Raw genomic sequence first — 22,068 nt, 5'->3', positions numbered from 1 at the left:
TGAAATTGCATTTTTTACAAATTTAATTAATTCCTCTTTGATTATTTTAATTTTATTAATCCTTTCATGATAATATTATTTTTTATCGCAGAACGAATCTATTCATTTTTAAAATGCACCATATCATACGGATAATAAGGAACATCTTTTAATATACTATCATCTAGTCCTAAAATTTTCATAATTGCTCCACTTTCAAAACTCCAGTAACCAAAATATAACTTTTCATGATGTTTATGGCATTCATACCACCCCATGTCATTATGCCCAACATACCATTGCTCTATCAAGTATTCCTTCATGAATTTACTAGCTTTTGTATCATCTTTACACATAATGACATTAACAAGACTTTTGAATGGTTTTTCAAATAACCAAATACTGTTTTGATAGTTCACTTCTTCATTTCTATAATGAATGATAAAATTATAGAGAAAATCATTTGTCTTATGCTTTTCTACTAACTTTACAAGAATATCAAATGTATTCTTATCAATCTCTATCATAATACCTATAGAAAGCATCCACAACATATCTTCATAAAGGTTGAAATCCCAAAATTCTTCCATTTCTTTGACTATTAATTTATAGTCGTCTACAAGGGATTCCATCGGTTCTCCCATAGAATATTTGGCTATAAAAATTTGAAATTTTAAATCATATACTTTCTTTCTCACATTAAAAATTCTATCTTCTCTCACTTCATTATTGCGTAATTTTGTTTCAAATTTATTTATTCTATTTTCCTCTTCGGCAATATACTCCAAAAAATATTCTTTGTCTTTAAATGTATCTCTTATCATTTCTATACCAACCTTCTTATTTTTTTATATTTCCTGTAATGTCTAACGTTTTGGTTATAATAGTGCCGTCTTCTCTAATATTAACTAATGTCTTATCATATCCCTCTAACAAAATATCATCAGCAACATCTTTTCCTACTGCTTTCTCTAGCCTGTTCTTTCCCTCTATCCAAGTATCGCTCATCTGTCTTCCATCTTTAGTTTTACTTAGTTTAGAAGCACTATATTTAGCTTCACCAATTATATATTTCGGAGGTGGGCCTTGATTATAATAAACTCCGTCTAGTCCTTTAACTATCTTATCATCTAGACTAGTTACTCTATCGTTACTAATTCTATCAAAACCTTTACTTTCGAAATGAACATCCATCTTCATTTCTCCATAATTACCTTTTTGTTTATTAGTTTTAAGTTTAACATTACCACTTTCTACTTCATGTATAACTTCTTTTTGCTTTGTTTTAGCTTGTTGTACAGTATTTATTGCCTTAGGGTTACTAACACTCTTACCAGCATTATTAGTCCCCTTAACTCCTCCACCAGAAGGTGAAGAAGACTGGAATTTTTGAAAAGTATCCTTACTATTTTGAATTGCATTACGCCCAACAAATACACCATGTCCAACAAGACTAACTCCAGCCGCTGTAGCAGCTGCATCAAATGTAATAGCAATTGGTGATGCTAATCCACCAGTTCCTACTGTTGCGACTAGAGTTAAAAAATTAGAGCCGCCTATGACGGTAAGACCTTCTAGAATTTCTATAATGGATGCCACTCCTGCTATAACATTACCCGTGAACCTTCCCGCTTGATAAGTTAACTTGCTTTCTAATTCATCATTATCAGGTGATTCTAGTCCAATAACGCTTTCGAAAGCCGCACTGCCAGCGCCTTGAAAAAATTCTTTCATAAATTCCCAAGTACTGATAGCTGTTTTTTCATACCATGGTCTATTGGCTTCTTGTTCTCGTAAAGCAATTGCTTTTTCAATTTGTGCTTTACTTTCTGTAATTGCTTGAATAGGCCCTGTCCACTCCATATTCAAGTCTTGTGTATTAAACGTGCCACTTGCAGGACTAAATCCTTTTCCACTTTGAACTTCGGCAAGACCAGTAGCAATACTAGCTGCTAGTTGAAGGGCCGTGCTGTAGTTATTACTGGATGTATAATTGAATTCATATAGATGCTCTAGTTTTTCTTCAAGTTTTTTTCTCATCGCAACTAAAACAGCCACAATTGCGTCTACTCCAGGCATTGGTGTAAGTACCTCTATTGCTTCTATACTTGCAATTGTTCGATTGATTTCTTGGATTTGTGCTCTTATTTCTTGTTCGATAACATCTGTTGAAGCTACTTGCGATTGAAAATCGTTTGGAAAGGCATTATTTTGACGGATTAATTCTTCACATAAGTAAATGATTCCTTGTGCTAAAGGGCGAAAGGTTTGTACAAAAAATGATTTTGCACTGCTATATGTTTGTCCTTGTAGAACAGTATCAATTGCAAAAGCGTCAATCGACTGAATAGCTTGTTCCATACCTTGAATGGTAGCGGTACATACAGCGTTCATGCTTTGAGTTTGGCTTTGTACTTCTCCCAAATACATATTTAAACTCATGCATTAAGCCTCCCTTGCTAATTGTTGTTGCTGGTAGGATAGGTCGTCTTCTAAATCACTAAGGTCTCGTCTTTCTTTAAGCAATGTTTCTTTTTGGTTTTCCAATTCGAATGTAAGTTTTCGTTCGATGTGTTGTGCTTCTTGACGCATATTCATAAAAAAATGAGATAATTCTCTATCACCGTGCCAAGTTTCTAGAATTCGGTTAAATAAACGATTACTTCGATTTCTCCATTCGTGAAAATCTGCTTCCGCGTGTTCTTGAGTTTGAATTGCAGATTGATTCCGATCCTGTTCTTTGAATACACTTTGTAATTTTTGATTCAATTGATTGATTTGTTTTTCAATATCTTGACTCATCTTTTTCCTCCTACCGTTTTACTTTTACGAAGGTGGTCATATTAGCGAAAAGTGTTGTGAAGTTCGTGATCCATTCTCTCAAACTCTTTAGCTACCGAATGAATGTTATCGACCGCTTGTTGAAAGGCGGTGGAAAATTGTTTCGTCAAATCTAAAAATTGTTGGTTCATTTCTTGTGCTTTTGAATTAACAGAAAGCGTAGTACGGGTCGCCTTTTTTATAGAGCGATTTGTTGCACTTTGGATGGTATCCGAAGCTGCTCTCATCTGCGTAGCGATTTGTTGTGCCGATTGAAAATTACTTTGAAATTGTCCCATCGTATAAACCCTTTCTATATTTCTATGAAATTATTTAAGAAGGGGAGCGTCTAGTGTATATGTCCATTGTCTACTGTTCTTTATAGGAATACTCCCGGGAAAATATTGCGAACTTAATTATAACAATAATTGTATATATTTTCCTTAAAAGATTTGCTTTTTTTAAAATTTTTGTGTTTTACAGTCTTTAGTCAGTGGGAGAGAGTTCGTAAAGAGAGAATATGCTTTGCTAGGAATCAAATGAAAGATAAAGAGATTGGTATAGTATTTATAATTGATGCAAAGGTAATTGTTGATGGTTCATCAAAATATAAAGTACACAACAGTAAAGGTAAGCCATACTATGTAACAGCAAATGAGGTCTATGTGTATGTGAAGTAAAAAGAAGCCGCCCAACAGGACGGCTTCTTTTTATTCCAAGTAATTGTTTCTTCTTCGCGTCAAATTCTTCATTTGTTAGGATACCGCTATCACGCAAGTCAGCTAGTTTTTTGATTTGATCGGCAACATCACCAGAAGCATTTATAGGTGCAGGCGAATGCTGTTCATCCATCTTTTGTTCAATTAATGCTTTGAGTTTCAGGAAATTGGGTTGTTGTTTTTTACTAAACATTATTGAATTCTCATCTTTTGTAGCGTCGAAAAGCCCACCTTTATTTTCTTTTCCTCCAGAAAAAGAAAATTGAATATAGCCATTTGTAAATATTCCAGCAGGTTTAAATTGAATAGAAGATAAGTGTTTGATTAAGATTTCTTTATCTCCCTTTAATCCTTGTGACATTTTTGCAAGCACACCTTTTCGTTTAATGACGATTTTATTCCCTTCAACTTGTAATTGTCCATTTACGCCTGTTGCTTCCATGAAATATCCCCCTTGATATGTATTGGTAAGGCAATATTGTTTATATCAAATAATTCAGATATTTTCACAAAAAGTTACTTAATAAAAAGATTTTTGTAAGAAATACTACCTCTAAGGAGGTGTGTATATGTTATATGCTTTTCTAATAGTAGCAGGTATACTTTACATTTCATGGTATGTTTATAAAAGAAGAAAAGACCATCATTTATACCAGCTCATCGCTCGCTTTAATAAAGATGAAGAGTTTAAACGTACTTTAGCAATGGGGCTTTATTATCGTTTTATGAAGCCATTAGAAAATGAAAAGTGTTCATCAGTATTCATCCGTCAAACACCGTTAGAATTTGAAGCTTTTGTGGCTGATGTAATTGAAAAATATTATGGTGGTTCTGCATTTGTAACCGTAGCTACAGGTGATTATGGTGTAGACTTTGAACATACAGTAAACGGTGAACTTTATCTGGGGCAGGTGAAGTGTTTGTGCAATGACATGTCCTATAAAGCAATTGCCCTGGTGCATAGTAATATTGCCAAAAGAGAGGCAAAAGGTGGGTATGTAGTATCAACAGGTGGCTTTTCAAAAAATGCAAAAAAATATGCTGAAGAATTGAATGTACAACTAATCGATGGATCAAGATTGGCTGAAATGTTATTGAGGGCCATCCGTTACCTCAATATGCACTAAACCCTGCTAGTAATTAACCAGCAGGGTCTTTTTCTTGTACCTCGTATAAATCATCGACCCTACAATCGAATATTTTGGCTAACTCAAATGCTTTGTCTACTGGTGGATAAGATTTACCAGTTACATAATTACTCATTTGATTCTGGCTTATATTTAATCGTTGAGCAATCCACTTTCCTTTTAATCCACTGTGTTTTAATAATTCTCCAATATTACTCTTCAAAATGATCATTATCATCACCTGTTGAATTATTCCATATTGTAAAGAGAATTACCTTCAAAATATAATTTGTAAAAAAATCATAATTAAATTTGTATAGACAGGCAAAATCCCTTCTTCTAGGTCATATACCTATATCAAGACCAAGAGGAATACCAAGTGGAATCAAGGACATCAAGAGGGGAGAGGACGCGTATGCGTTGGCAATATTCACATTTGAATGAAACGCCTTACCTGTATCCATCAAAAGAATTAAGAAGTATGTATAGAGGGGCAAGTGGTAAAAAAGAAACGAATGCAATTGTAGATCACATGACAAGACATGAGGTTTTTGAAAATCGTGAGTATAAAGGCTATTACCGTTTATCAAACGATATAATGGATGATTTATATGAAGACGAGGATGAAATGCTTGATTGGGGAGATGTCATTAATGAGTATCAACCGGTTATGACACCGAAGGGATTACAACTCATTCGAAAAGAGGGATTCAAATGACAATCGTTGGTGAAGCGGTAGTTGTATGGACGGCAACTGGCTTGTCAGTTCTTACGATGAAGGTTGCGGAGAAAATGGGCCAGAGTGTTCCACGTTGGCTTCCACGTATGACCATGTACACAACGCTCACAGGCTCGTTCTTGTATCTTCTACGTTATGTTCTTTTCGCGTTTCTATAGGGGAATACCAACATGGAATTATAGGACATTTACAGAACGTTGATATAAAGCGTGTACGGGAGTCTTCCAAAAATAAGGGATATATACCCTTATAAAGGGTATATGGGGAGTGGAGAAAATGATTGAATTATTACTCGTTCCAGCTGCAGGTTTGACAGTGGCATTATTCGGTGAAAAGTTCAAAAGTAAAAATGATGATAAACGAAAAATACAGGTGTTTTTTGAGGTAGCTGGTATTGCGATTAAAAGAAATAATGAAGAAAAATTGCAATATCCAAAGTTCCAAAAACAAATCGATGATGATCGTAGTACGACTTATGTATATACCTTACCGCTGGGCATGCCTAGTAAAATTATTCAGAAGGTAGAAGATGTGGTGAGCGAAGGATTAAGTAAGCCCGTACGGATCCAGTACGATAATTATAAATTGAACATTCGTGTATTCCATAGAGAGATACCGAAGAAGTGGAATTGGTCAACGAGATTAGTGAAGAAAGGGAAATGGTGCGTTCCAATAGGGCAGAGCTTAGAAAAACTGATTTATCATGATTTTGATAAAACACCACATATGACATTAGGTGGACTAACAAGAATGGGGAAGACGGTCTTTTTGAAAAATGTAGTCACCTCTCTTATTACAGCACAACCGAATCATACGCATTTGTATATTATCGATTTAAAAGGAGGACTAGAGTTTGGGCCATATAAAAACTTGCAGCAAGTAGAAGAAGTAGCCGAAACACCTGTGCAAGCATTCGTTGTATTGGAGAACATTTTAAAGAAGATGGAAGAGAAATTGAAATACATGAAAGAAAACAGATACACGAATGTCGTGGAAACAAACGAGAAAGAACGGTTCTTTGTAATCGTAGATGAAGGGGCTGAATTATGCCCAGATAGAAGTATGAAGGAACAGCAGAGAAAATTATTAGGGTTATGCCAACAAAGACTCTCTCATATTGCGCGTATAGGTGGAGCGCTGGGTTTTAGATTGATTTTTTGTACACAGTATCCAACTGGAGATACACTACCACGCCAAGTGAAACAAAATGCAGATGCAAAATTAGGTTTTCGGTTACCGACTCAAACCGCATCTGAAGTAGTCATTGATGAACCCGGATTAGAATCGATACAGAGTATTCCAGGGCGGGCGATTTTCAAAACAGATCGGCTCACTGAAATTCAAGTTCCTTATATTAGCGATGAAATGATGTGGAAACATCTAAAAGAATATGAGGTGGAAAAACATGAACATCCAGAGTCACATGAAAATCAACCGTCACATGGCGATACTTGCGACGATTAGAAAGCTCCAGTTCGCTACAAGAAGACACGTAATGAGTGTGCATGATATGGGTGGTATACGAAATGCAAACAGAATTATGGGCGATTTAAAGCCATATTTGAGTAAGACAATGCAAGGAAAAGAGTATGTGTACTATCTCAATAAAGAAGGGCATGCCATGTTTGGCGATGATGGAAAGGTTGTTTCGAGAGGAAAGCTTGCGCATGCATTATTACGGAATGAAGCATGGTTATATTTGTATTGTCCGGATGATTGGCAGATTGAAACGGATATACGTTATATAAAGAATAAGGAGAAAAAGAAAATAGTTCCTGATGTGAAATTTCGTGATGAAGAAAATATACTTCATGCGGTTGAGGTAGATCGCTCACAGAAAATGAAAGTGAATGAAGAGAAGTTAAAGAAATATGAAGAATTTACGCAAATTTATAAACAGAAGTATAACGGAAAAGTACCAGTGATTCATTTCTTTACAGTGACGAAATATAGAGAAAAGAAACTGGAAGAGTTGGCAGCTAAATATGATGTTTTTATGAAGGTGTATGTAATAGAAAAATTTTTAATTTAGTAAAAATAATAATTAATTAGGAAATTATATAACAAATTTATTATATAATTAAATTCTATAATGAATTTGTAAGTTGGTGAATTAATGAAGAAAAATTGGTATTTACAGATGGAACAAGTAACGATTTATATGGGGGGAGCTATAGTTGTACTTGGGTTATTAAATATTGTAGGCCAAGCAAATATTTCAGGAGCATTTGTAACAGGTATTTCATTAGCTGGACTTTGCTTAACATTATCTGATTTGCTTAATAAAACAATAAAAAATGAAAATGACCCTGTATCGGAAAAGAAAGTAGTAAAAATAGGGGCGCTACTATATTATATTGCGGCAATTTGTATAATAGCTTTTCCTAATTCCAAATTAATTGCATCCCTGCCAAAAGAAATTCTTGATTCAATGAGTACTTCAGCAAGTGTTATCGCTTTAGGGTTTGTATTTATGATGATTGGAGATAACAACAGAAGAGCGGCAGCTAATGAACAGAAGAAGCAGACTGACTTACTTACTAATTTTGAAAATGAATTGCAGAGAAGTAAGGATGAAAATTCAAAAATAATTGATGAGCTAAAAGAAACTCTTAAAGAAAAAGAGACAACAATTAAAAATCTTGAGCAAAGTTTAAATGAGTCACAAGGGAATAGAGTGTAAGTGTGAACATGTGGTCAAAAGAGAGTAGCGCATAAAACGACCACTCTCTTTTGACCACATTGACCACAATAGGAAGGTATATTTTACGCACAAAAATCCCCAAATCGGGACATAGTCAGTATAGTAAGAAGGAATGCGTGTATTATCTAAACAAAAAAGTGCTAACAAGTTTGCAAACGAACTTGCTAACACCTATACAAAATAGACATAAAATATCGCTGATATGTCATTTTAAAAAATAGACTTAACCAAGTAGACAGTACTAATATGCAATATTAATGAAAACATCTATGTTATACATGATTATAGTAGAAACTTTATGTTTTTAATAATATGGGTTATATCTTTTCAGTATTTGCTACGTTTATCCACTCTTCATAAAATACTTTAACTGATTCATATCGTTCAGCTCGGCTTTCATTTACAGCACGATACGCTATTTCATATAAATCCCTACTTGCTTCCCATTTTGTAAAGGAACGATCTTTTCCACCTCCTAAAATTTCGAAAGCCATCGCCCCCATATTAAATACATTTGTTCTTGCATCAATCATAGCGTTTAGCTCAAATTCTTCAGGAGACATAAAACGCGAGGAACCCCATAATCTTCCCATTTTATTCACGTATGGTTTTTTAGAATATAAATCAATATCACAAATCTTCGTCTCATTTGTATGGAAGTTATATAAAATACTACCGTCAAAAAAATCTATTGCTACATAGTTTTCCTTTTCGACATATGTATGGAAAGAAAACATAGAATTTAAGGATTGAATTCGCTCCAAAACAGATAAATGCTTATATTTATAATAAGGAGAGTTTGGATTTTTATATTTCTCAGGTGGCGGGAAACTCCAATGTGAATGAAGACATTCGCCATCAAACCAATCAAAAATTAAGACATATCCAAATTGAACGGGAAAATGTTCAATTAATTGTATAAGTGATTCATGCTTTAATTCTTCATATAAGGAAACTGAATTTTTTAATCTATCAATTGCATCGCCGGTCTTTCCGTTATATGCAATTGTATGTGCTCCTGCATATTTAATAAATTTCTTATGTCCATCTTTTTCTACACCAAAAGATAGATTTCCTGAATCTTGCTGGTCAAAAACCGCAAATACGGTTCCTAATTTCATAAGCCAATCAAAATTAGTATGTTTCTTTAATTGGAATGTTACTTGATTTAATTGAATTTCAACTGGAATATCTTTCATAATATACCTCACATTTATTATAATTAAGTTGTATATTTCAGTATTCGACATATTTTGTAAAAATCCTATGTTAATCACATGAAATTTTATAAATATAATAATAAACACTTATAAGAGGGTGAACAATATGGAACAACAAATCGTTATTAAACCATATCAAAAAGATTGGTATGAAGAGTATGTAATAGAAAAAGAGAAATTTATTTCATTATTTGGAGCAGAATGTATTGCTATTCAGCACATAGGGAGCACATCTGTACAAGGATTAGGAGCGAAACCTCTAATTGATATGATGATTGGCGTAACGGATTTACAAATTACTGAAAAGTGGATTGAAGATTTATTAAAGATTGGATATGAGTATGTTCCAAAAGAAACACCTAATCGACGTTTTTTTAGAAAGGGAAAATGGAGAGCTGGTACCCATCATTTGCATGTTTATATTTATAATAGTGACGAATGGAAAAACAATCTTTTATTTCGAGACTTTCTAATAAAACATGAATGGGCACGTAAAGAATATAGAGAATTAAAAGAGAAACTTGCAGCTACATATCCTTTTGATCGTGTTTCGTATACAAAGGAAAAGGCACCGTTTATTCAAAGAATTTTAGAATTGGCCAAAACTCAAAAAAATTAAAATTACAGATTCTTATCTGAAAAATTTTAAAAACCCCTTCCTACGTTATTTATAGGGAGGGATTTGTTCTTTTGTTATAACGATATACTTTATTTCTAATTATTGGAGACGGATTATTTTATTTATTTCGATATTTCTAGTATATTGAAAATATTAAGGGGGAATTAAACAATGAAAGCTATTGTACATCAATATAAAAAAGGGGTAGAAGGATTAGAATATAAATTTTCATCTGAAACAAATCCTAATGCCGGTGAAGTAAAAGTAAAGTTAAAAGCTGCAGGATTAAATCATAGGGATTTATTTATTATAAACAATAGAAAAGAAATGGAGCTGCCGTTAGTAATAGGGTCAGATGGTTCAGGAATTGTTACAGAAATCGGAGAAGGTGTTTCAAATAATTTATTAAATAGCGAGGTTATTATAAATCCTAGCATTGGATGGGAAAATATTGCCGAAGTACCAGATTTACCAGAGGTTTTAGGTGGACCGAAAAATGGAACGTTTGCTGAATATGTTATTGTGCCAGCTGAAAATGTAGTGGCAAAACCGTCATATCTTACTTGGGAAGAGTCTGGGGTTTTATCTTTATCGGCACTAACTGCATATAGAGCACTTTTTACAAAGGGTAGATTAAAGTGTGGAGAACATGTTTTAATTCCGGGGATAGGCGGCGGTGTAGCGACATTTGCCATGTTATTTGCAAAAGCAATTGGTGCAAAAGTAAGTGTTACTTCAAGGGTAGAGAGTAAAAGAAAGTTTGCCGAAACATATGGCGCAGACTTTTCTTTTAATAGTTCTGGAAATTGGGAAGAGAGTTTACGCGGAGAGAAAGTAGATTTAATAATTGATAGTATAGGTCCAGCAACATTCTTACAATATTTTGATGTATTAAAACCAAATGGGAGAATTGTTAATTTTGGTGCTAGCTCAGGAGATAAAATTGAATTACCTTTACGAGCATTATTTTATAATCAAATCGATATTATGGGGACATCTATGGGGAGCCGTGAGGAATTTAATGAAATGATTAAGTTTATAGAGAAATATAAAATTAAACCAATTATTGATAAAGTTTATTCGTTAAAAGAAGCCATTCAAGCGTTAAGCCGTATGGAACAGAGCGAACAGTTCGGTAATATCGCTCTACGTATGGAATAAAAATATGATTTAATAACCTATGTTTTTATATGGTTATGTTTTGTAATATATAAACTTATAGTTTGTGAATCATTCGATTTAAAAGGTTTTTTCCACCCTATATATTTTTAATACATGTAAATAGTTACATAATTGTCAAATGAAAAATAGTAAAATGAATAAAGTGAAAATCTAAATGTGTGTAAATGTTGTATACTGTGTAAATCAAGTAAACTTGTAACTTAATTTCAAGTAAAACAAGAAATTGTAAGGAGAGAGTAATGTGAATTACACAGTATTTCAATGGATAAACAATTTAGCAGGTACATCTGCGCTCTTAGATAAGGCAATGATTGCTATTACAAATAGCGCTGCATATGTGGCTATTCTATTCATGTTTATCTTATGGTTTCATAACGGAAAGAAAGAGAATGCGATAAGAAAACAATATACAGTGTTGTATACGACACTTTCAGTAATAATTGCATTACTAGTAAATGTTTTTATTCATGTAGTATATTATCATCCACGTCCTTTTGTAGCATATGATGTGAATCAATTAGTACCTCATGCAGAAAACTCATCCTTTGTTAGTGATCATTCTGTACTTGTATTATCGATTGCATTCATTTTTATTCTTAGAGGAGAAAAGTTAAGATATATTGCACTTTTATGGGCGGTTTTAGTTTGTATATCACGTTTGTATGTAGGTGTTCATTTTCCTTTAGATGTAATGGGTGCAGCTGTAATAACAAGTATTATAAGCAGTTTATTGTTGCAGAAAAAACGTATATTTGAACCAATCGCAAAACTTGTTTTCAAAATGTACGCACTCGCAGCGAAACGAATTCCTTTTCTAAAGAAGTATAACCATGTAGGTTAAATTTCATAACTAGCATTTTATATATTGAAAACCCTCCTTTGGAAATTGAAAGGAGGTTTTTTGTATACAAGTGAATAGATTACTTGCAAAAAGAATTTGAGTGTTATGCAGCAAGATTAAAAGAATGAATATTCTTAAATTTCACGTACTGTATTTTAAGTGTTTAAATAAATTAACAATAACCAGTTTCACATTGTTTTAAAGGAATTGATAAGAAAACTTCGAAACATATAGTATCGAAAACAAAAATTACATATTTTAAAGCGCATCTTTGCATGTATAAATTAATAAAGAAAGGAGATAAACATGCATAAACTTCAAACGAATAAAGGCGCGCGGTATTTTATGGTTACTTTTATTGTGTTATTTCTTATTATGCTTTTGCGTTTTTTCTATATTCAGGCAGTAGGAGTCCTGCATAATGTGGATGTAAAGGATCTAGCAAATGAACAACATAATAAAAATGGTGTTTTAGAAGCAAATCGTGGCACGATTTATGATCAAACTGGAAAAGTGCTAGTCCAAGATTCCACAACGTATCGTGTTGTTGTGAATTTGAAAGGGAAAGATATAGTGAAAAACAAAGATGAAACTGCTCAACGATTAGCTGATGCGCTTGAAATTGATAAAGAGGACGTATTAAAAAATTTTCATGAGGGACGTACGCAAGTTGAAATTGGAAAAGTTGGTCGGAATTTATCTAGAGAAGTGAAGGAAAAAATAAAACAATTAAAAATCCCGGGTGTATCCTTTATGTCAGAGAAAGCAAGAGTATATCCAAATGAAGATTTTGCATCCTATATACTTGGTTTTGCTAGACCAGATGATAAAGGAAATACAGAAGGAAAATTTGGACTTGAAAAAAGTCTAGATAAATATTTGCGCTCTACAAATGGGAAAATAGAATATGTGGGCACGCAAGGGGGTATTCCGCTTACGAATGATATAGGAAAAGTAGAAGCCGCTAAAAATGGAAATAATGTATACCTTACGCTTGATAAACAAATTAATGGTTTTTTAGAAGAAGCAATGAACAAGGCACAAGAACACTATGATCCTTCTATGTTAGTAGGAATCATAGCGGATCCAAAGACAGGAAAAGTTTTAGCGATGTCTAGTAAACCTAGTTTTAACCCCAATAAAGGTGATATCGAGTACTTTTTAAATGATCCAATCGCAAATGCATACGAACCCGGTTCAACAATGAAAATATTTACGTTAGCTGCTGCAATAAATGAAGGGGTATATAACGGGAAAGAATATTTCCAATCTGGAAAATATTCAGTTGGTTCATCTGATATAAAAGATCATAACGGTGGGTTTGGATGGGGATCTATTACATTTGATGAAGGCTTTGAAAGATCATCAAACGTAGCTTTTTCTATTTTAGAAGATAAGTTATTAAAACCGGATAAATTTAAGCAATATATGAATAAATTTGGATTCAACCAAAAAACTGGAATAGATTTACCTGGCGAAAGTAAAAACACATTATTATTAAATACACAAATTCAACAAGTCACAACTTCTTTCGGACAAGGTTCTACAGTAACTCCCATTCAATTAATCCAAGCAGCTACTGCTATAGCAAATGACGGAAAAATGATGCAACCATATATCGTTGACAAAGTTGTAAATCCCACAAACAAACAAGTTATTATGGAAAATCAACCGAAAGAAATTGGGAATCCGATAAAAAAAGAGACAGCGGACGAGGTAAGGAATTTAATGGAGCGTGTTATTACGTCATCAAAAGGTACTGGTACAATGTATAAAGTGGATGGTTATCCAATAGGAGGTAAGACCGGAACAGCGCAAATTCCGAATCCTGAAAATGGACGATATATGGAAGGGAAAGAAAATTATATTTTTTCATTTTTAGGTATGGCTCCGATTGATGACCCAGAGTTAATTGTATACTTAGCTATTAAACAGCCAAAGTTAAAGGGAGACGAGTATGGAGCTCAGCCGCTTGCTGAAATATTTAAACCAGTTGTGAAAAATAGCCTTGAATATTTAAAGGTGAAACCATATACAGAAAAACAAATGGCAGATGCAACGAAACGATCCCAATTAAAAGTACAAAACTATGTCAATCAATCAATGGATACAGTAGAGAATAGTGTGAAAAAAGAGAAGCTCCAACCGATAATTTTAGGCGAAGGAAAAATAATAAAACAATATCCGCAATCTGGTGAAGTAATGAGTGAAGGGGATCGTATATTTTTATTAGGGAAGAACGCAATAATGCCAAATTTACAAGGTTGGTCAATGCGTGATGTTATGTATTTCTCTAAATTATTAAAATTAGATTTAAAAACTACAGGTACGGGCTATGTAACGAGTCAGAGCATTGAAAAGGGACAAGATATACAAGAAGGCGATGCATTAATCCTAGAATTGGAACCACCGTTACAACCGCTAGCAGAGGCGAATACAAACTAATTCGGACAAAGTGAAGGGTCTATATATAATAGGCTCTTTTTTTATAGATTTAAGTAATTTCACGCACCGTAATTTTTTGGAAAAATAATAAATAAGAGAATAAACAGTGACACGTCCGTAAATATCTGATTATTTTATATTTACAGTTAAATTAATTTGTGATAATATGGAAAAAATCAAATGCAGTGAAGAGAAGAGTAAATAAAATGAATTTTTCACAGAGAGCTCTATTTAGCTGAAAAGGAGCAAAAATTCTTTATTGAACCAAGCCTCTGAGCAGCACATCGGAACCTTTTATTAGGGGATAGTGTGACGGGAGCTCCCGTTATAGAGCTATGGTATAAGCATGAAATAGAATGCAGTACCTGATAAGGTTAATATGGCGACATATTAACAAACTAGGGTGGCACCGCGATGATAAATCTCGTCCCTAAGACTAAAAGTCTTGGGGGTGGGATTTTTTTATTGATTCAAAACAATTTGGAAAGCGGGGGCCTAAAATGAAAAACTTACTTAAAGATTGGAAATATCCTTTATTACTACTGTCTGGAGTTGGTATTGCGAATTTAGGGGCATGGATTTACTTAATAGCACTGAATGTACTTGTCTATAATATGGGAGGCTCAGCCTTAGCTGTTGCTACTTTATATGTAATTAAACCATTAGCCGCTTTATTTACAAACGCATGGTCAGGAAGTATGGTTGATCGTTTAAATAAACGGAAGTTAATGATTCACCTTGATATATATCGTGCGGTATTTATCGCTATTTTACCTTTACTTCCATCACTTTGGATTGTTTATGTATTCGTATTCTTTATAAGTATGGCCAATGCAATTTATGAGCCAACTGCTATGGCGTATATGACGAAATTGGTTCCAGTTGAGCAAAGACAACGTTTCAACTCATTACGTAGTTTAATAGGATCTGGTGCATCTTTAATTGGTCCAGCGATAGCGGGCTTATTGTTAATAGCAAGTACATCGGAGTTTGCTATATATATAAATGCTATAGCATTTCTCTTATCAGGAGTAATTACATTACTGTTACCTAATCTTGATAAAAAATCCGATATTACTACGTCAAATGACAAGTTATCTTTAGCTGTACTAAAAAAAGATTGGAACATCGTTTTAAATTTCAGTAAGAAATCTTTATATATCGTTTTTGTGTACTTTTTATTTCAAGGGATGATGGTTTTAGTTGCCGCCACTGATTCACTTGAATTGTCATTTGCGAAAGAAGTTTTATTGTTAACAGATAGCGAATATGGCTTTTTAGTTAGTATCGCTGGAGCAGGGTTTATTTTAGGAGCCATAACAAATACAATTTTATCAAAACAATTAACACCTTCATTTTTAATTGGAATAGGATCATTATTCATCGCAATCGGTTATTTAATTTATGCTTTTTCAAATGAATTTTTAATAGCGACAATCGGATTCTTTATTTTATCTTTCTCTATGGCATATGCCAATACGGGATTTTATACCTTTTATCAAAATAATATACCTGTCCATATTATGGGACGGATTGGGAGTATATATGGGCTCGTTATTGCGGTCATAACCATTTTGATTACGATTCTATTCGGAGTTGCAACTCAATTTATTTCTATACAACTTGTAGTTATTATAGGATCATCAATCATGTTCCTTATAACTATCATATTGTGTGTGTTTATTTTATTGCCATCACAGTCTAAAGTGCATTCCTCTGAGTCAATCAATTCGAAATAGTTCTCTTAGTTTAAATCGTATGGTGTTCAATAGGAGGGTTCTCCCTCCTATATATGGAAATATAAGAAAGGTGAACAATATTGATAAACAAGGGTGGTTTTTGTAATGAAAACAAAAGATCAAATAGACAGCATTGTAAAAGAAATACATCGGCATATAGATTACTCTGGGGTAATTTTAGTGAAAGAAGAAAAAGGCTTAGTCTATGAAGAGGCGTTTGGTTACGCAAATCGAAATGAATGTATAAACAATACGCTACAAACAAAGTTCGGGATTGCCTCCGGTTGTAAAATATTCACTGCTATCGGTATCTGTCAACTTGTTGAAAAAGGTGTAATTACTTTTCAAACAAAGTTAAAAGAGTGTTTAAGTATTAAATTTCCAAACTTTAATGAAGATATTACAATACATCACCTTTTGACGCATAGTTCGGGTATTCCGGATTATTTCGATGAAAGTATTTTGGATAACTTTGAGGATCTTTGGAAAGAAACTCCTATGTATCTATTAAAAAGTTTAAAAGATTTTTTACCATTATTCCAAAGCAGAAGTATGATGTTTGCACCTGGAAGTAAATTTCACTACAACAATGCAGGTTTTATCATACTGGGATTAATAATCGAAGAACAGACAGGACTTAAATTTACGGAGTATATAGAAAAAAACATATTTAAACCAATTGGTATGAATGATTCTGGCTATTTTTCTTTAGATACATTACCAAGGTACACAGCTCTTGGATATATAAAAGATGAAACTAACCAAAATTGGAGAACAAACATCTACTCTATACCAATAATAGGAGGCTCTGATGGTGGTGCTTTTATTACTGCGCCAGACATGCTGAAGTTCTGGGAAGCGTTATTTAACTTTGAAATCATAAGCCGAGAATATACAAAAATACTTTTAACTCCTCATATTCAAGTAAATAATAATCAGTCTTACGGATATGGAATATGGATTGAAACAAGAGAAAACGAAATATTCAAATATCATGTAATGGGATATGATCCAGGCGTCAGTTTTCGCTCGGCCGTATATCTAGGCTTAGGAATTACAGTAGTTATTCCGTCAAATAAAGGAGCGGGTCCTGAAAAGATAATGAAAGAATTAGAAAACTCTTTTTCATAAGGTTAAAAGAGTTTATGAACGCATTAATAAATGTAAAAAAGACGTACTATTTATTTGTACGTCTTTTTTGCATAAACAATGCTTAAAACTGATGGGAAATCACATTCTATATTTTATAATTTTTATTAGCTAGTTTATTTAAAGTATGGAATGAAAAGAAGCGAATATAATTTTCAAATGTAAACAAGTAAATAGGAGGACTCTAAATGGATATTCTATTTGTTATTCTACTTGTTGTTTTTATAATGATATTAATGCAAGGTAAAGAATATAAAGTGAATATTAATCGTATTTGGTTCATTCCGACTTTGCTGTGCTTTGCGACAATCCAGTCTATTATTCATATGGGACAATTAACTATATTGAAAGTATTACTATTCGTTGTAATGCTGGGGATTGGATTGGGCCTTGGAATGATTAGGGGAAAAGTTTTAACATTTCGATTAGATAGTGAAACAGGTCATGTATTACGAAAAGGAAATTGGTTAAGTACAATTATTCTACTTGCCATTCTAGGTACGAAGGTTTTGATTAAACAAAGTATGTTTTCTAGCAGTACTCACTATACATTAATGGTTGTAACAAATACCTTTTTATGTATCACATTAGGTACTGTAATTAGTAAACGATATTATATTTGGAAAAAATATAATGAATTAATACAAAAAACATGAAAGTATTCATCCATTGTTTAACAGCGCCGTGAACGGTAATACTAAATAACATTGAACATTTATAACAAGGGATGATAATATGATATTCATTTACACAGATTTCGGCGGAACGCATTCAACTTCACTTGCTGCAGCTTATCATTTAAATAAATTACCAACGGATCGTAAGTTAACGAAAGAAGAAATTTTGAATGTAGATTACTTTAATAAATTGAAAACAGAAGATATGGGGAAAATTATTTTTCATGGAATAGACGAAAATGGTAATCCAGTATATACAATTGGATGCGGCGCATCAAAAGTTGTTGTACCTGCGATGAAACATTTAGGAGAGATTTTGCAAAAACATTATCAAAGTCATGAAAAGATTATTTTTTCTAATACATCACCAACAGTGCCTTTACCAATGACTTTCGGTGGCCTGTTTTCTAGAAGATTTCACATCGACTTCATCGGCGTACCGTTACTCGTATGGGGAGCGAAACTTTGCTGTGATAACGTACAAAGACTTGTTAGTTATACGAAAGAAGCTGGCCGATTGACAAATGATTATGTTGTAATTTTAGATAATGAAACTTTTAAATAATGCATAAAAAGAAGAAAATCGGGCAAATACTTCGGTTTTCTTCTTTTTATGGTGAAAATGACAAAAAATATTCACATTTACTATTCATCTACTATAGCCAAAACAATAAAGTCCTGTTACTATTACAGGGATATTCTCTTTTCGTAACATAAATATATAGAAAAGTCAGAAAAGAGGAATTGAATTAAGGGAGGAACAACATGAAGCGTGTTGCTTGGATTACTGATAGTACAACTGCGAGTTTTACAACAGAAGGAGATAATTTTGTTATCCCGATTGAAGTTATTATTGATGGTGTGTCGTACAAAGATTGTGAAGAAGGTGTGCGTGAGCGCGTCTATAATGCGTTAAACGAAGGTAAAACTGTCACTACATCACAGCCTAACATAGGGGAAATGGTAGAGTTATTTTCGAAATGCAAAGAAGAATATGAAGAGGGATTTGCAGTTGCTATTAGCGGAAAAGTAAGTGGAACTTATCAAAACATGAAGTTAGCTGCAGACATGGCAGGTTTCCCATTAACGGTATTGGATAGTGAAACAACAAGTTATCCAATGGATGAATTAATTAGAAAAGCGAAATCGTTATACACTGATGGTATGACGTTACAAGATATACACAAAACATTGGTAGATGAAAAAAGAAGACCTTTCCACGTATTCCCGAAAAGTTTAAAAGGCCTTTACGCAAGTGGGCGTGTAAAGGGAGTTCAATTTTTACTTGGAAGTTTATTAAGTGTTAACTTAATATTAGAAGTAAAAGGTGGAGAACTTTTACTTGAAAAGAAAGTTCGCAAAATCCAAAAATGTCGAGAATACATTAAAAATGAGCTTGAAAAAGAATTACCAAAAGTACTTCATATGTTCCATGCTAATGATAAAGATGGAGCTGAAGAATGGATTTCAGATATTAGACAAGCATTCCCTGAAATGGACTTTAAACTATATCCATTACCAATTTCATTTGCGGTTCATGCAGGTGAAGGTACAATAGCAATTAGTTATTAAGATGAAAACCCGTGAATGATTCACGGGTTTTTTATTTAATTAAATTGAAATTGGAGGCATATTACATCGCTATCAAGCAAAAAAGATCATTTTATCATTTTTGGGAGCAACCAATCCCTCAACTTGATTTGAAATTAAAAATATAAACCTTTGCCTACTGGCTGAACAGTTTCTAGCACAGTATTGACCATTTCTTCATTGATTAGGGTTCTTATAATCCACGCTGAGAGATCTTGAGCTGCAAAACAGCCTGCAGCAGTCGAAATATTTCCTTCGTTCACGAAACTTTGTTCAATAACGTCCACATCAAATTCTTTAAGCTGTTCTACTGCGGATGGATATGTAGTGGCTTTTTTACCTGTTAGCAATTTTTTAGCTCCTAGTAGTAATGAACCAGAACACATAGATCCTATTAATTGTCTTTGAGGATCTACATGAATACTATTAATATATTCTTGGTTTTTATATAAATCTTGTACACCCTTACCACTTGCAAATATTACAGCGTCAGCAGACGGAATATCAGATATGCTTTCTGTCATGGGAATACGTAAGCCAGACATGGATATATGAGTTTTTCCCGTTCCTAATAGTTGAACGTTCCAATTAGAAATACCGCCAACTAAACGTACACGATTTAATAAATCCCATGGTAGAAAAACATCTATATCAGTAAAGTTATCAAAACAGACTATTGCAATTTTCATTTTCTAATCCACCCCTTACTGTTGTTACCAGTGCCAATTAACGTTTCTAATAAAACAATCGCTTTAACATTTGATTCTAATTCCATAAGTATGTCCCCTTATTTACAAGATGAACTTCTCCTGTTTATGTTCTATATTAAGTTATAAATCCCTGTATATTCCATGCATTTGAAAGAGGTGTTAGCAATTTTTTAACTCACCCAAACATATAAATCAATTAAATCTTCTGCTTAGTTTCTACCGATTCATTCTACAAAACCAACATTTTTAGCAATAACTTCGTAAGGTATTTGGAAATGAGAATCTTTAACTTTCTCGAGCAAGTTGGTGTAATTCATCACATACAGAAATAGAAATAAAAGTGTCATCAGAATAGTAGTCCTGCTCCACTGGTTAAATAAAGGAGAGGTGATGATATCCGTTTACATGTATATTTTATTAAATAAAAGATTATACACTTACAAAATATGTGGCATTGAAATATCCTATACATACCTTAAATTCTGTTGTATAGAGAGATAAAAGGATTTTTAAAGATAAAAATAGAAATCTATATAAAAATATATATAAATGGTAGTGATATTATGAAAATCAGTAAGTTTGCAGAAGTAAATAATGTAAGTATTGATACAATTAGACATTATATGGATCTCGGCCTCATTATTCCTGAAAGAAAGGGATCGCATTATTTTTTTGATGAGTATTGTCAAATAGATTTAGAACTTATATTACATTACAAAGATCTAGGATTTAGCTTGAATGAAATTAAAGAACTATTTTTTTATAAAAATTTAGCGAAATCTATGAATTACGAAAATGATACTTTTTACCAATCTTTATTTAAATTGAAATATGACAAGATGGAACAGGAAATAGAGCTTTTGGAGAAGAGGCGGGATAAATTAAAGGAAGTGTTACAAGATTTATTATTAACAAATGAAACTTCAAATTCAATTATAGGGATAGATTTAAGCGTACTTCATTTACTTACATGTTCTAAGTGTAGCGAAAAACTAATTCTTCAAGATGGAATTATTACTAACAACCAAATTACTGAGGGGAAGCTAATTTGTAATTGTGGTGAAGAATATATTATTACTTCAGGAATTATAACTGCGGGTAAATTATTTAAAGTTAATGAGCAAACGTCACTTGAAGATACTATATCGGATTATATTCATGAAACTGATAATGCGTATTTGGAAAATATGCATAGGGAAGGGGAATGGGCGAAAAAGAAACTAGTACATTTAAATTTAAATAACAAATTAATACTGGATTTAGGATCGGGACTTGGATTCTTTTTGAGAAACATTTATGAAGAACTGCCCGAAAATTGCCTATACATTGCAGTGGATCGAGATTTAAATAAACTTTTATTTTTAAAAGATGTATTAGCGAGAAGAAATCCGAAAAGAAACATTCTCTTTATCTGTGCTGATTTTTTGAATATCCCTATTCAGAATCAGTCAGTTGATGTTGTAATTGATCATTCTGGTACGAGCAATTATAGTTTTGAGCATGAGGATTTTTTACTTCACGAATTAAATCCACTTTTTAAAACGGATTGTTATTTAGTAAGTTTATTTATTTTATTTAAAAATTTCAGCTCAAATAGCCAAATTACAAATAACTTTCGAGAAAATTTTACACTTTCAAAAGTAACGAAAGAAATCCAAAATCTACACTTTCATTCCATTGATGAAAGTACTTCAAATTATTTGACACGAGGAGGAAAGTACGAGGATTTCTTTGTTCAAGGAGAAGAAATTTATACATATTCATTTTTCGGAAAAAGATAAGGGCAATCCCGTCAAAAAAAGTCCGGT

At 32.9% G+C, this 22,068-nt stretch carries 22 protein-coding genes, 2 pseudogenes and 1 other annotated feature; of the genes and pseudogenes, 16 read left to right on the top strand and 8 right to left on the bottom strand.

Translation table 11 applies throughout. From position 1 onward, the window contains the following. Window positions 1-98 precede the first annotated feature (98 nt). The 5 genes and pseudogenes from AC3WTA_RS01810 to AC3WTA_RS01790 all read right to left on the bottom strand — a co-directional run. Entirely contained in the window at window positions 99-803 is a 705-nt protein-coding gene (locus AC3WTA_RS01810; protein WP_000617446.1) for a PoNi-like cognate immunity protein, read from the bottom strand. Between the two features lie 16 nt (window positions 804-819). Continuing rightward, entirely contained in the window at window positions 820-2,421 is a 1,602-nt protein-coding gene (locus AC3WTA_RS01805) for a T7SS effector LXG polymorphic toxin (RefSeq protein WP_000056134.1), read from the bottom strand. Window positions 2,422-2,424: 3 nt separating this feature from the next. Then, window positions 2,425-2,781 (bottom strand): DUF3958 family protein, encoded by a 357-nt coding sequence (locus tag AC3WTA_RS01800; protein ID WP_000076112.1) that lies wholly within the window; start codon window positions 2,779-2,781, stop codon window positions 2,425-2,427. 41 nt (window positions 2,782-2,822) lie between these two features. Then, window positions 2,823-3,098 carry a TIGR04197 family type VII secretion effector gene (locus tag AC3WTA_RS01795; RefSeq protein ID WP_000529645.1) on the bottom strand — a complete coding sequence of 92 codons (276 nt, stop codon included), beginning with the start codon at window positions 3,096-3,098 and terminating at the stop codon, window positions 2,823-2,825. 430 nt (window positions 3,099-3,528) lie between these two features. Next, a pseudogene (locus AC3WTA_RS01790) lies at window positions 3,529-3,960 on the bottom strand (DUF4429 domain-containing protein); the annotation flags it as partial. A 127-nt stretch (window positions 3,961-4,087) separates the two neighbouring features. On the opposite strand from AC3WTA_RS01790, the pseudogene AC3WTA_RS01785 reads away from it, so the two are divergent. Beyond that, window positions 4,088-4,662, top strand: a pseudogene (locus tag AC3WTA_RS01785) (restriction endonuclease). Here AC3WTA_RS01785 and AC3WTA_RS01780 read toward each other — a convergent pair. Then, complete coding sequence (locus tag AC3WTA_RS01780) at window positions 4,659-4,877, bottom strand: helix-turn-helix transcriptional regulator (RefSeq protein ID WP_000584772.1); 219 nt, start codon at window positions 4,875-4,877, stop codon at window positions 4,659-4,661. The pseudogene AC3WTA_RS01785 and the gene AC3WTA_RS01780 overlap by 4 nt on opposite strands. A gap of 183 nt (window positions 4,878-5,060) precedes the next feature. Between AC3WTA_RS01780 and AC3WTA_RS01775 the strand changes: the two genes are divergently transcribed. The 5 genes from AC3WTA_RS01775 (at window position 5,061) to AC3WTA_RS01755 (ending at window position 8,067) form a co-directional block, all read left to right on the top strand. Next, entirely contained in the window at window positions 5,061-5,363 is a 303-nt protein-coding gene (locus AC3WTA_RS01775) for a hypothetical protein (protein ID WP_001267641.1), read from the top strand. Then, the gene (locus AC3WTA_RS01770) at window positions 5,360-5,542 is read left to right on the top strand and encodes a hypothetical protein (protein WP_000156987.1); all 183 of its coding nucleotides are present in this window, start codon (window positions 5,360-5,362) and stop codon (window positions 5,540-5,542) included. The genes AC3WTA_RS01775 and AC3WTA_RS01770 overlap by 4 nt, the downstream gene beginning before the upstream one ends. A 118-nt stretch (window positions 5,543-5,660) precedes the next feature. Beyond that, window positions 5,661-6,848: an FtsK/SpoIIIE domain-containing protein gene (locus AC3WTA_RS01765; RefSeq protein ID WP_492332794.1), complete on the top strand. Its 1,188-nt coding sequence runs from the start codon at window positions 5,661-5,663 to the stop codon at window positions 6,846-6,848. Between the two features lie 31 nt (window positions 6,849-6,879). Continuing rightward, the gene (locus AC3WTA_RS01760) at window positions 6,880-7,416 is read left to right on the top strand and encodes a replication-relaxation family protein (protein ID WP_492332842.1); all 537 of its coding nucleotides are present in this window, start codon (window positions 6,880-6,882) and stop codon (window positions 7,414-7,416) included. 84 nt (window positions 7,417-7,500) lie between these two features. Continuing rightward, entirely contained in the window at window positions 7,501-8,067 is a 567-nt protein-coding gene (locus AC3WTA_RS01755) for a hypothetical protein (protein WP_492332793.1), read from the top strand. Window positions 8,068-8,405: 338 nt separating this feature from the next. On the opposite strand, the gene AC3WTA_RS01750 is transcribed toward AC3WTA_RS01755, so the two are convergent. Further along, complete coding sequence (locus AC3WTA_RS01750) at window positions 8,406-9,287, bottom strand: protein kinase family protein (protein WP_492332792.1); 882 nt, start codon at window positions 9,285-9,287, stop codon at window positions 8,406-8,408. A gap of 127 nt (window positions 9,288-9,414) precedes the next feature. On the opposite strand from AC3WTA_RS01750, the gene AC3WTA_RS01745 reads away from it, so the two are divergent. From AC3WTA_RS01745 to AC3WTA_RS01705, 9 genes are all read left to right on the top strand, one after another. Next, the gene (locus AC3WTA_RS01745; RefSeq protein WP_000437694.1) at window positions 9,415-9,927 is read left to right on the top strand and encodes a GrpB family protein; all 513 of its coding nucleotides are present in this window, start codon (window positions 9,415-9,417) and stop codon (window positions 9,925-9,927) included. 171 nt (window positions 9,928-10,098) lie between these two features. Next, window positions 10,099-11,088: a zinc-binding dehydrogenase gene (locus tag AC3WTA_RS01740; RefSeq protein ID WP_000644541.1), complete on the top strand. Its 990-nt coding sequence runs from the start codon at window positions 10,099-10,101 to the stop codon at window positions 11,086-11,088. Window positions 11,089-11,350: 262 nt separating this feature from the next. Next, window positions 11,351-11,950, top strand: coding sequence for an undecaprenyl-diphosphatase (locus AC3WTA_RS01735; RefSeq protein WP_001110142.1), 600 nt, complete (start codon window positions 11,351-11,353; stop codon window positions 11,948-11,950). 306 nt (window positions 11,951-12,256) lie between these two features. Continuing rightward, entirely contained in the window at window positions 12,257-14,395 is a 2,139-nt protein-coding gene (locus AC3WTA_RS01730) for a penicillin-binding protein (RefSeq protein WP_000549366.1), read from the top strand. Window positions 14,396-14,571: 176 nt separating this feature from the next. Next, window positions 14,572-14,830, top strand: a binding site (T-box leader). Window positions 14,831-14,895: 65 nt separating this feature from the next. Beyond that, window positions 14,896-16,134 (top strand): MFS transporter, encoded by a 1,239-nt coding sequence (locus AC3WTA_RS01725; RefSeq protein WP_000793339.1) that lies wholly within the window; start codon window positions 14,896-14,898, stop codon window positions 16,132-16,134. A gap of 105 nt (window positions 16,135-16,239) precedes the next feature. Further along, window positions 16,240-17,265: a serine hydrolase domain-containing protein gene (locus AC3WTA_RS01720; protein WP_000849937.1), complete on the top strand. Its 1,026-nt coding sequence runs from the start codon at window positions 16,240-16,242 to the stop codon at window positions 17,263-17,265. A 206-nt stretch (window positions 17,266-17,471) separates the two neighbouring features. Further along, on the top strand, window positions 17,472-17,939 hold the full coding sequence (locus AC3WTA_RS01715; protein ID WP_000353194.1) for a DUF1453 family protein: 468 nt from the start codon (window positions 17,472-17,474) through the stop codon (window positions 17,937-17,939). A gap of 79 nt (window positions 17,940-18,018) precedes the next feature. Then, window positions 18,019-18,525, top strand: a complete 507-nt coding sequence (locus tag AC3WTA_RS01710; protein WP_000576339.1) for a DUF3189 family protein — start codon at window positions 18,019-18,021, stop codon at window positions 18,523-18,525. A 200-nt stretch (window positions 18,526-18,725) separates the two neighbouring features. Continuing rightward, window positions 18,726-19,532: a DegV family protein gene (locus tag AC3WTA_RS01705; protein WP_000831942.1), complete on the top strand. Its 807-nt coding sequence runs from the start codon at window positions 18,726-18,728 to the stop codon at window positions 19,530-19,532. A 134-nt stretch (window positions 19,533-19,666) separates the two neighbouring features. Here AC3WTA_RS01705 and AC3WTA_RS01700 read toward each other — a convergent pair whose 3' ends face one another. After that, on the bottom strand, window positions 19,667-20,239 hold the full coding sequence (locus AC3WTA_RS01700) for a DJ-1/PfpI family protein (protein WP_000684453.1): 573 nt from the start codon (window positions 20,237-20,239) through the stop codon (window positions 19,667-19,669). 584 nt (window positions 20,240-20,823) lie between these two features. Between AC3WTA_RS01700 and AC3WTA_RS01695 the strand changes: the two genes are divergently transcribed. Then, window positions 20,824-22,041, top strand: a complete 1,218-nt coding sequence (locus tag AC3WTA_RS01695) for a methyltransferase domain-containing protein (RefSeq protein WP_000703273.1) — start codon at window positions 20,824-20,826, stop codon at window positions 22,039-22,041. Window positions 22,042-22,068: the final 27 nt, after the last annotated feature.

It is taken from the genome of Bacillus sp. EB106-07-01-XG149 (assembly GCF_058791555.1).
This window is presented reverse-complemented; position numbering and strand designations above follow the sequence as displayed.

What these genes read in the sequence shown, in the direction of transcription:
- AC3WTA_RS01695 (WP_000703273.1), top strand. Translation starts at nt 20,824, where the DNA reads ATGAAAATCAGTAAGTTTGCAGAAGTAAATAATGTAAGTATTGATACA.
- AC3WTA_RS01710 (WP_000576339.1), top strand. Translation starts at nt 18,019, where the DNA reads ATGATATTCATTTACACAGATTTCGGCGGAACGCATTCAACTTCACTT.
- AC3WTA_RS01795 (WP_000529645.1), bottom strand. Translation starts at nt 3,098, where the DNA reads ATGGGACAATTTCAAAGTAATTTTCAATCGGCACAACAAATCGCTACG.
- AC3WTA_RS01810 (WP_000617446.1), bottom strand. Translation starts at nt 803, where the DNA reads ATGATAAGAGATACATTTAAAGACAAAGAATATTTTTTGGAGTATATT.
- AC3WTA_RS01805 (WP_000056134.1), bottom strand. Translation starts at nt 2,421, where the DNA reads ATGAGTTTAAATATGTATTTGGGAGAAGTACAAAGCCAAACTCAAAGC.
- AC3WTA_RS01800 (WP_000076112.1), bottom strand. Translation starts at nt 2,781, where the DNA reads ATGAGTCAAGATATTGAAAAACAAATCAATCAATTGAATCAAAAATTA.
- AC3WTA_RS01725 (WP_000793339.1), top strand. Translation starts at nt 14,896, where the DNA reads ATGAAAAACTTACTTAAAGATTGGAAATATCCTTTATTACTACTGTCT.
- AC3WTA_RS01705 (WP_000831942.1), top strand. Translation starts at nt 18,726, where the DNA reads ATGAAGCGTGTTGCTTGGATTACTGATAGTACAACTGCGAGTTTTACA.
- AC3WTA_RS01775 (WP_001267641.1), top strand. Translation starts at nt 5,061, where the DNA reads ATGCGTTGGCAATATTCACATTTGAATGAAACGCCTTACCTGTATCCA.
- AC3WTA_RS01720 (WP_000849937.1), top strand. Translation starts at nt 16,240, where the DNA reads ATGAAAACAAAAGATCAAATAGACAGCATTGTAAAAGAAATACATCGG.
- AC3WTA_RS01750 (WP_492332792.1), bottom strand. Translation starts at nt 9,287, where the DNA reads ATGAAAGATATTCCAGTTGAAATTCAATTAAATCAAGTAACATTCCAA.
- AC3WTA_RS01740 (WP_000644541.1), top strand. Translation starts at nt 10,099, where the DNA reads ATGAAAGCTATTGTACATCAATATAAAAAAGGGGTAGAAGGATTAGAA.
- AC3WTA_RS01745 (WP_000437694.1), top strand. Translation starts at nt 9,415, where the DNA reads ATGGAACAACAAATCGTTATTAAACCATATCAAAAAGATTGGTATGAA.
- AC3WTA_RS01760 (WP_492332842.1), top strand. Translation starts at nt 6,880, where the DNA reads ATGAGTGTGCATGATATGGGTGGTATACGAAATGCAAACAGAATTATG.
- AC3WTA_RS01715 (WP_000353194.1), top strand. Translation starts at nt 17,472, where the DNA reads ATGGATATTCTATTTGTTATTCTACTTGTTGTTTTTATAATGATATTA.
- AC3WTA_RS01770 (WP_000156987.1), top strand. Translation starts at nt 5,360, where the DNA reads ATGACAATCGTTGGTGAAGCGGTAGTTGTATGGACGGCAACTGGCTTG.
- AC3WTA_RS01755 (WP_492332793.1), top strand. Translation starts at nt 7,501, where the DNA reads ATGAAGAAAAATTGGTATTTACAGATGGAACAAGTAACGATTTATATG.
- AC3WTA_RS01700 (WP_000684453.1), bottom strand. Translation starts at nt 20,239, where the DNA reads ATGAAAATTGCAATAGTCTGTTTTGATAACTTTACTGATATAGATGTT.
- AC3WTA_RS01780 (WP_000584772.1), bottom strand. Translation starts at nt 4,877, where the DNA reads ATGATCATTTTGAAGAGTAATATTGGAGAATTATTAAAACACAGTGGA.
- AC3WTA_RS01765 (WP_492332794.1), top strand. Translation starts at nt 5,661, where the DNA reads ATGATTGAATTATTACTCGTTCCAGCTGCAGGTTTGACAGTGGCATTA.
- AC3WTA_RS01730 (WP_000549366.1), top strand. Translation starts at nt 12,257, where the DNA reads ATGCATAAACTTCAAACGAATAAAGGCGCGCGGTATTTTATGGTTACT.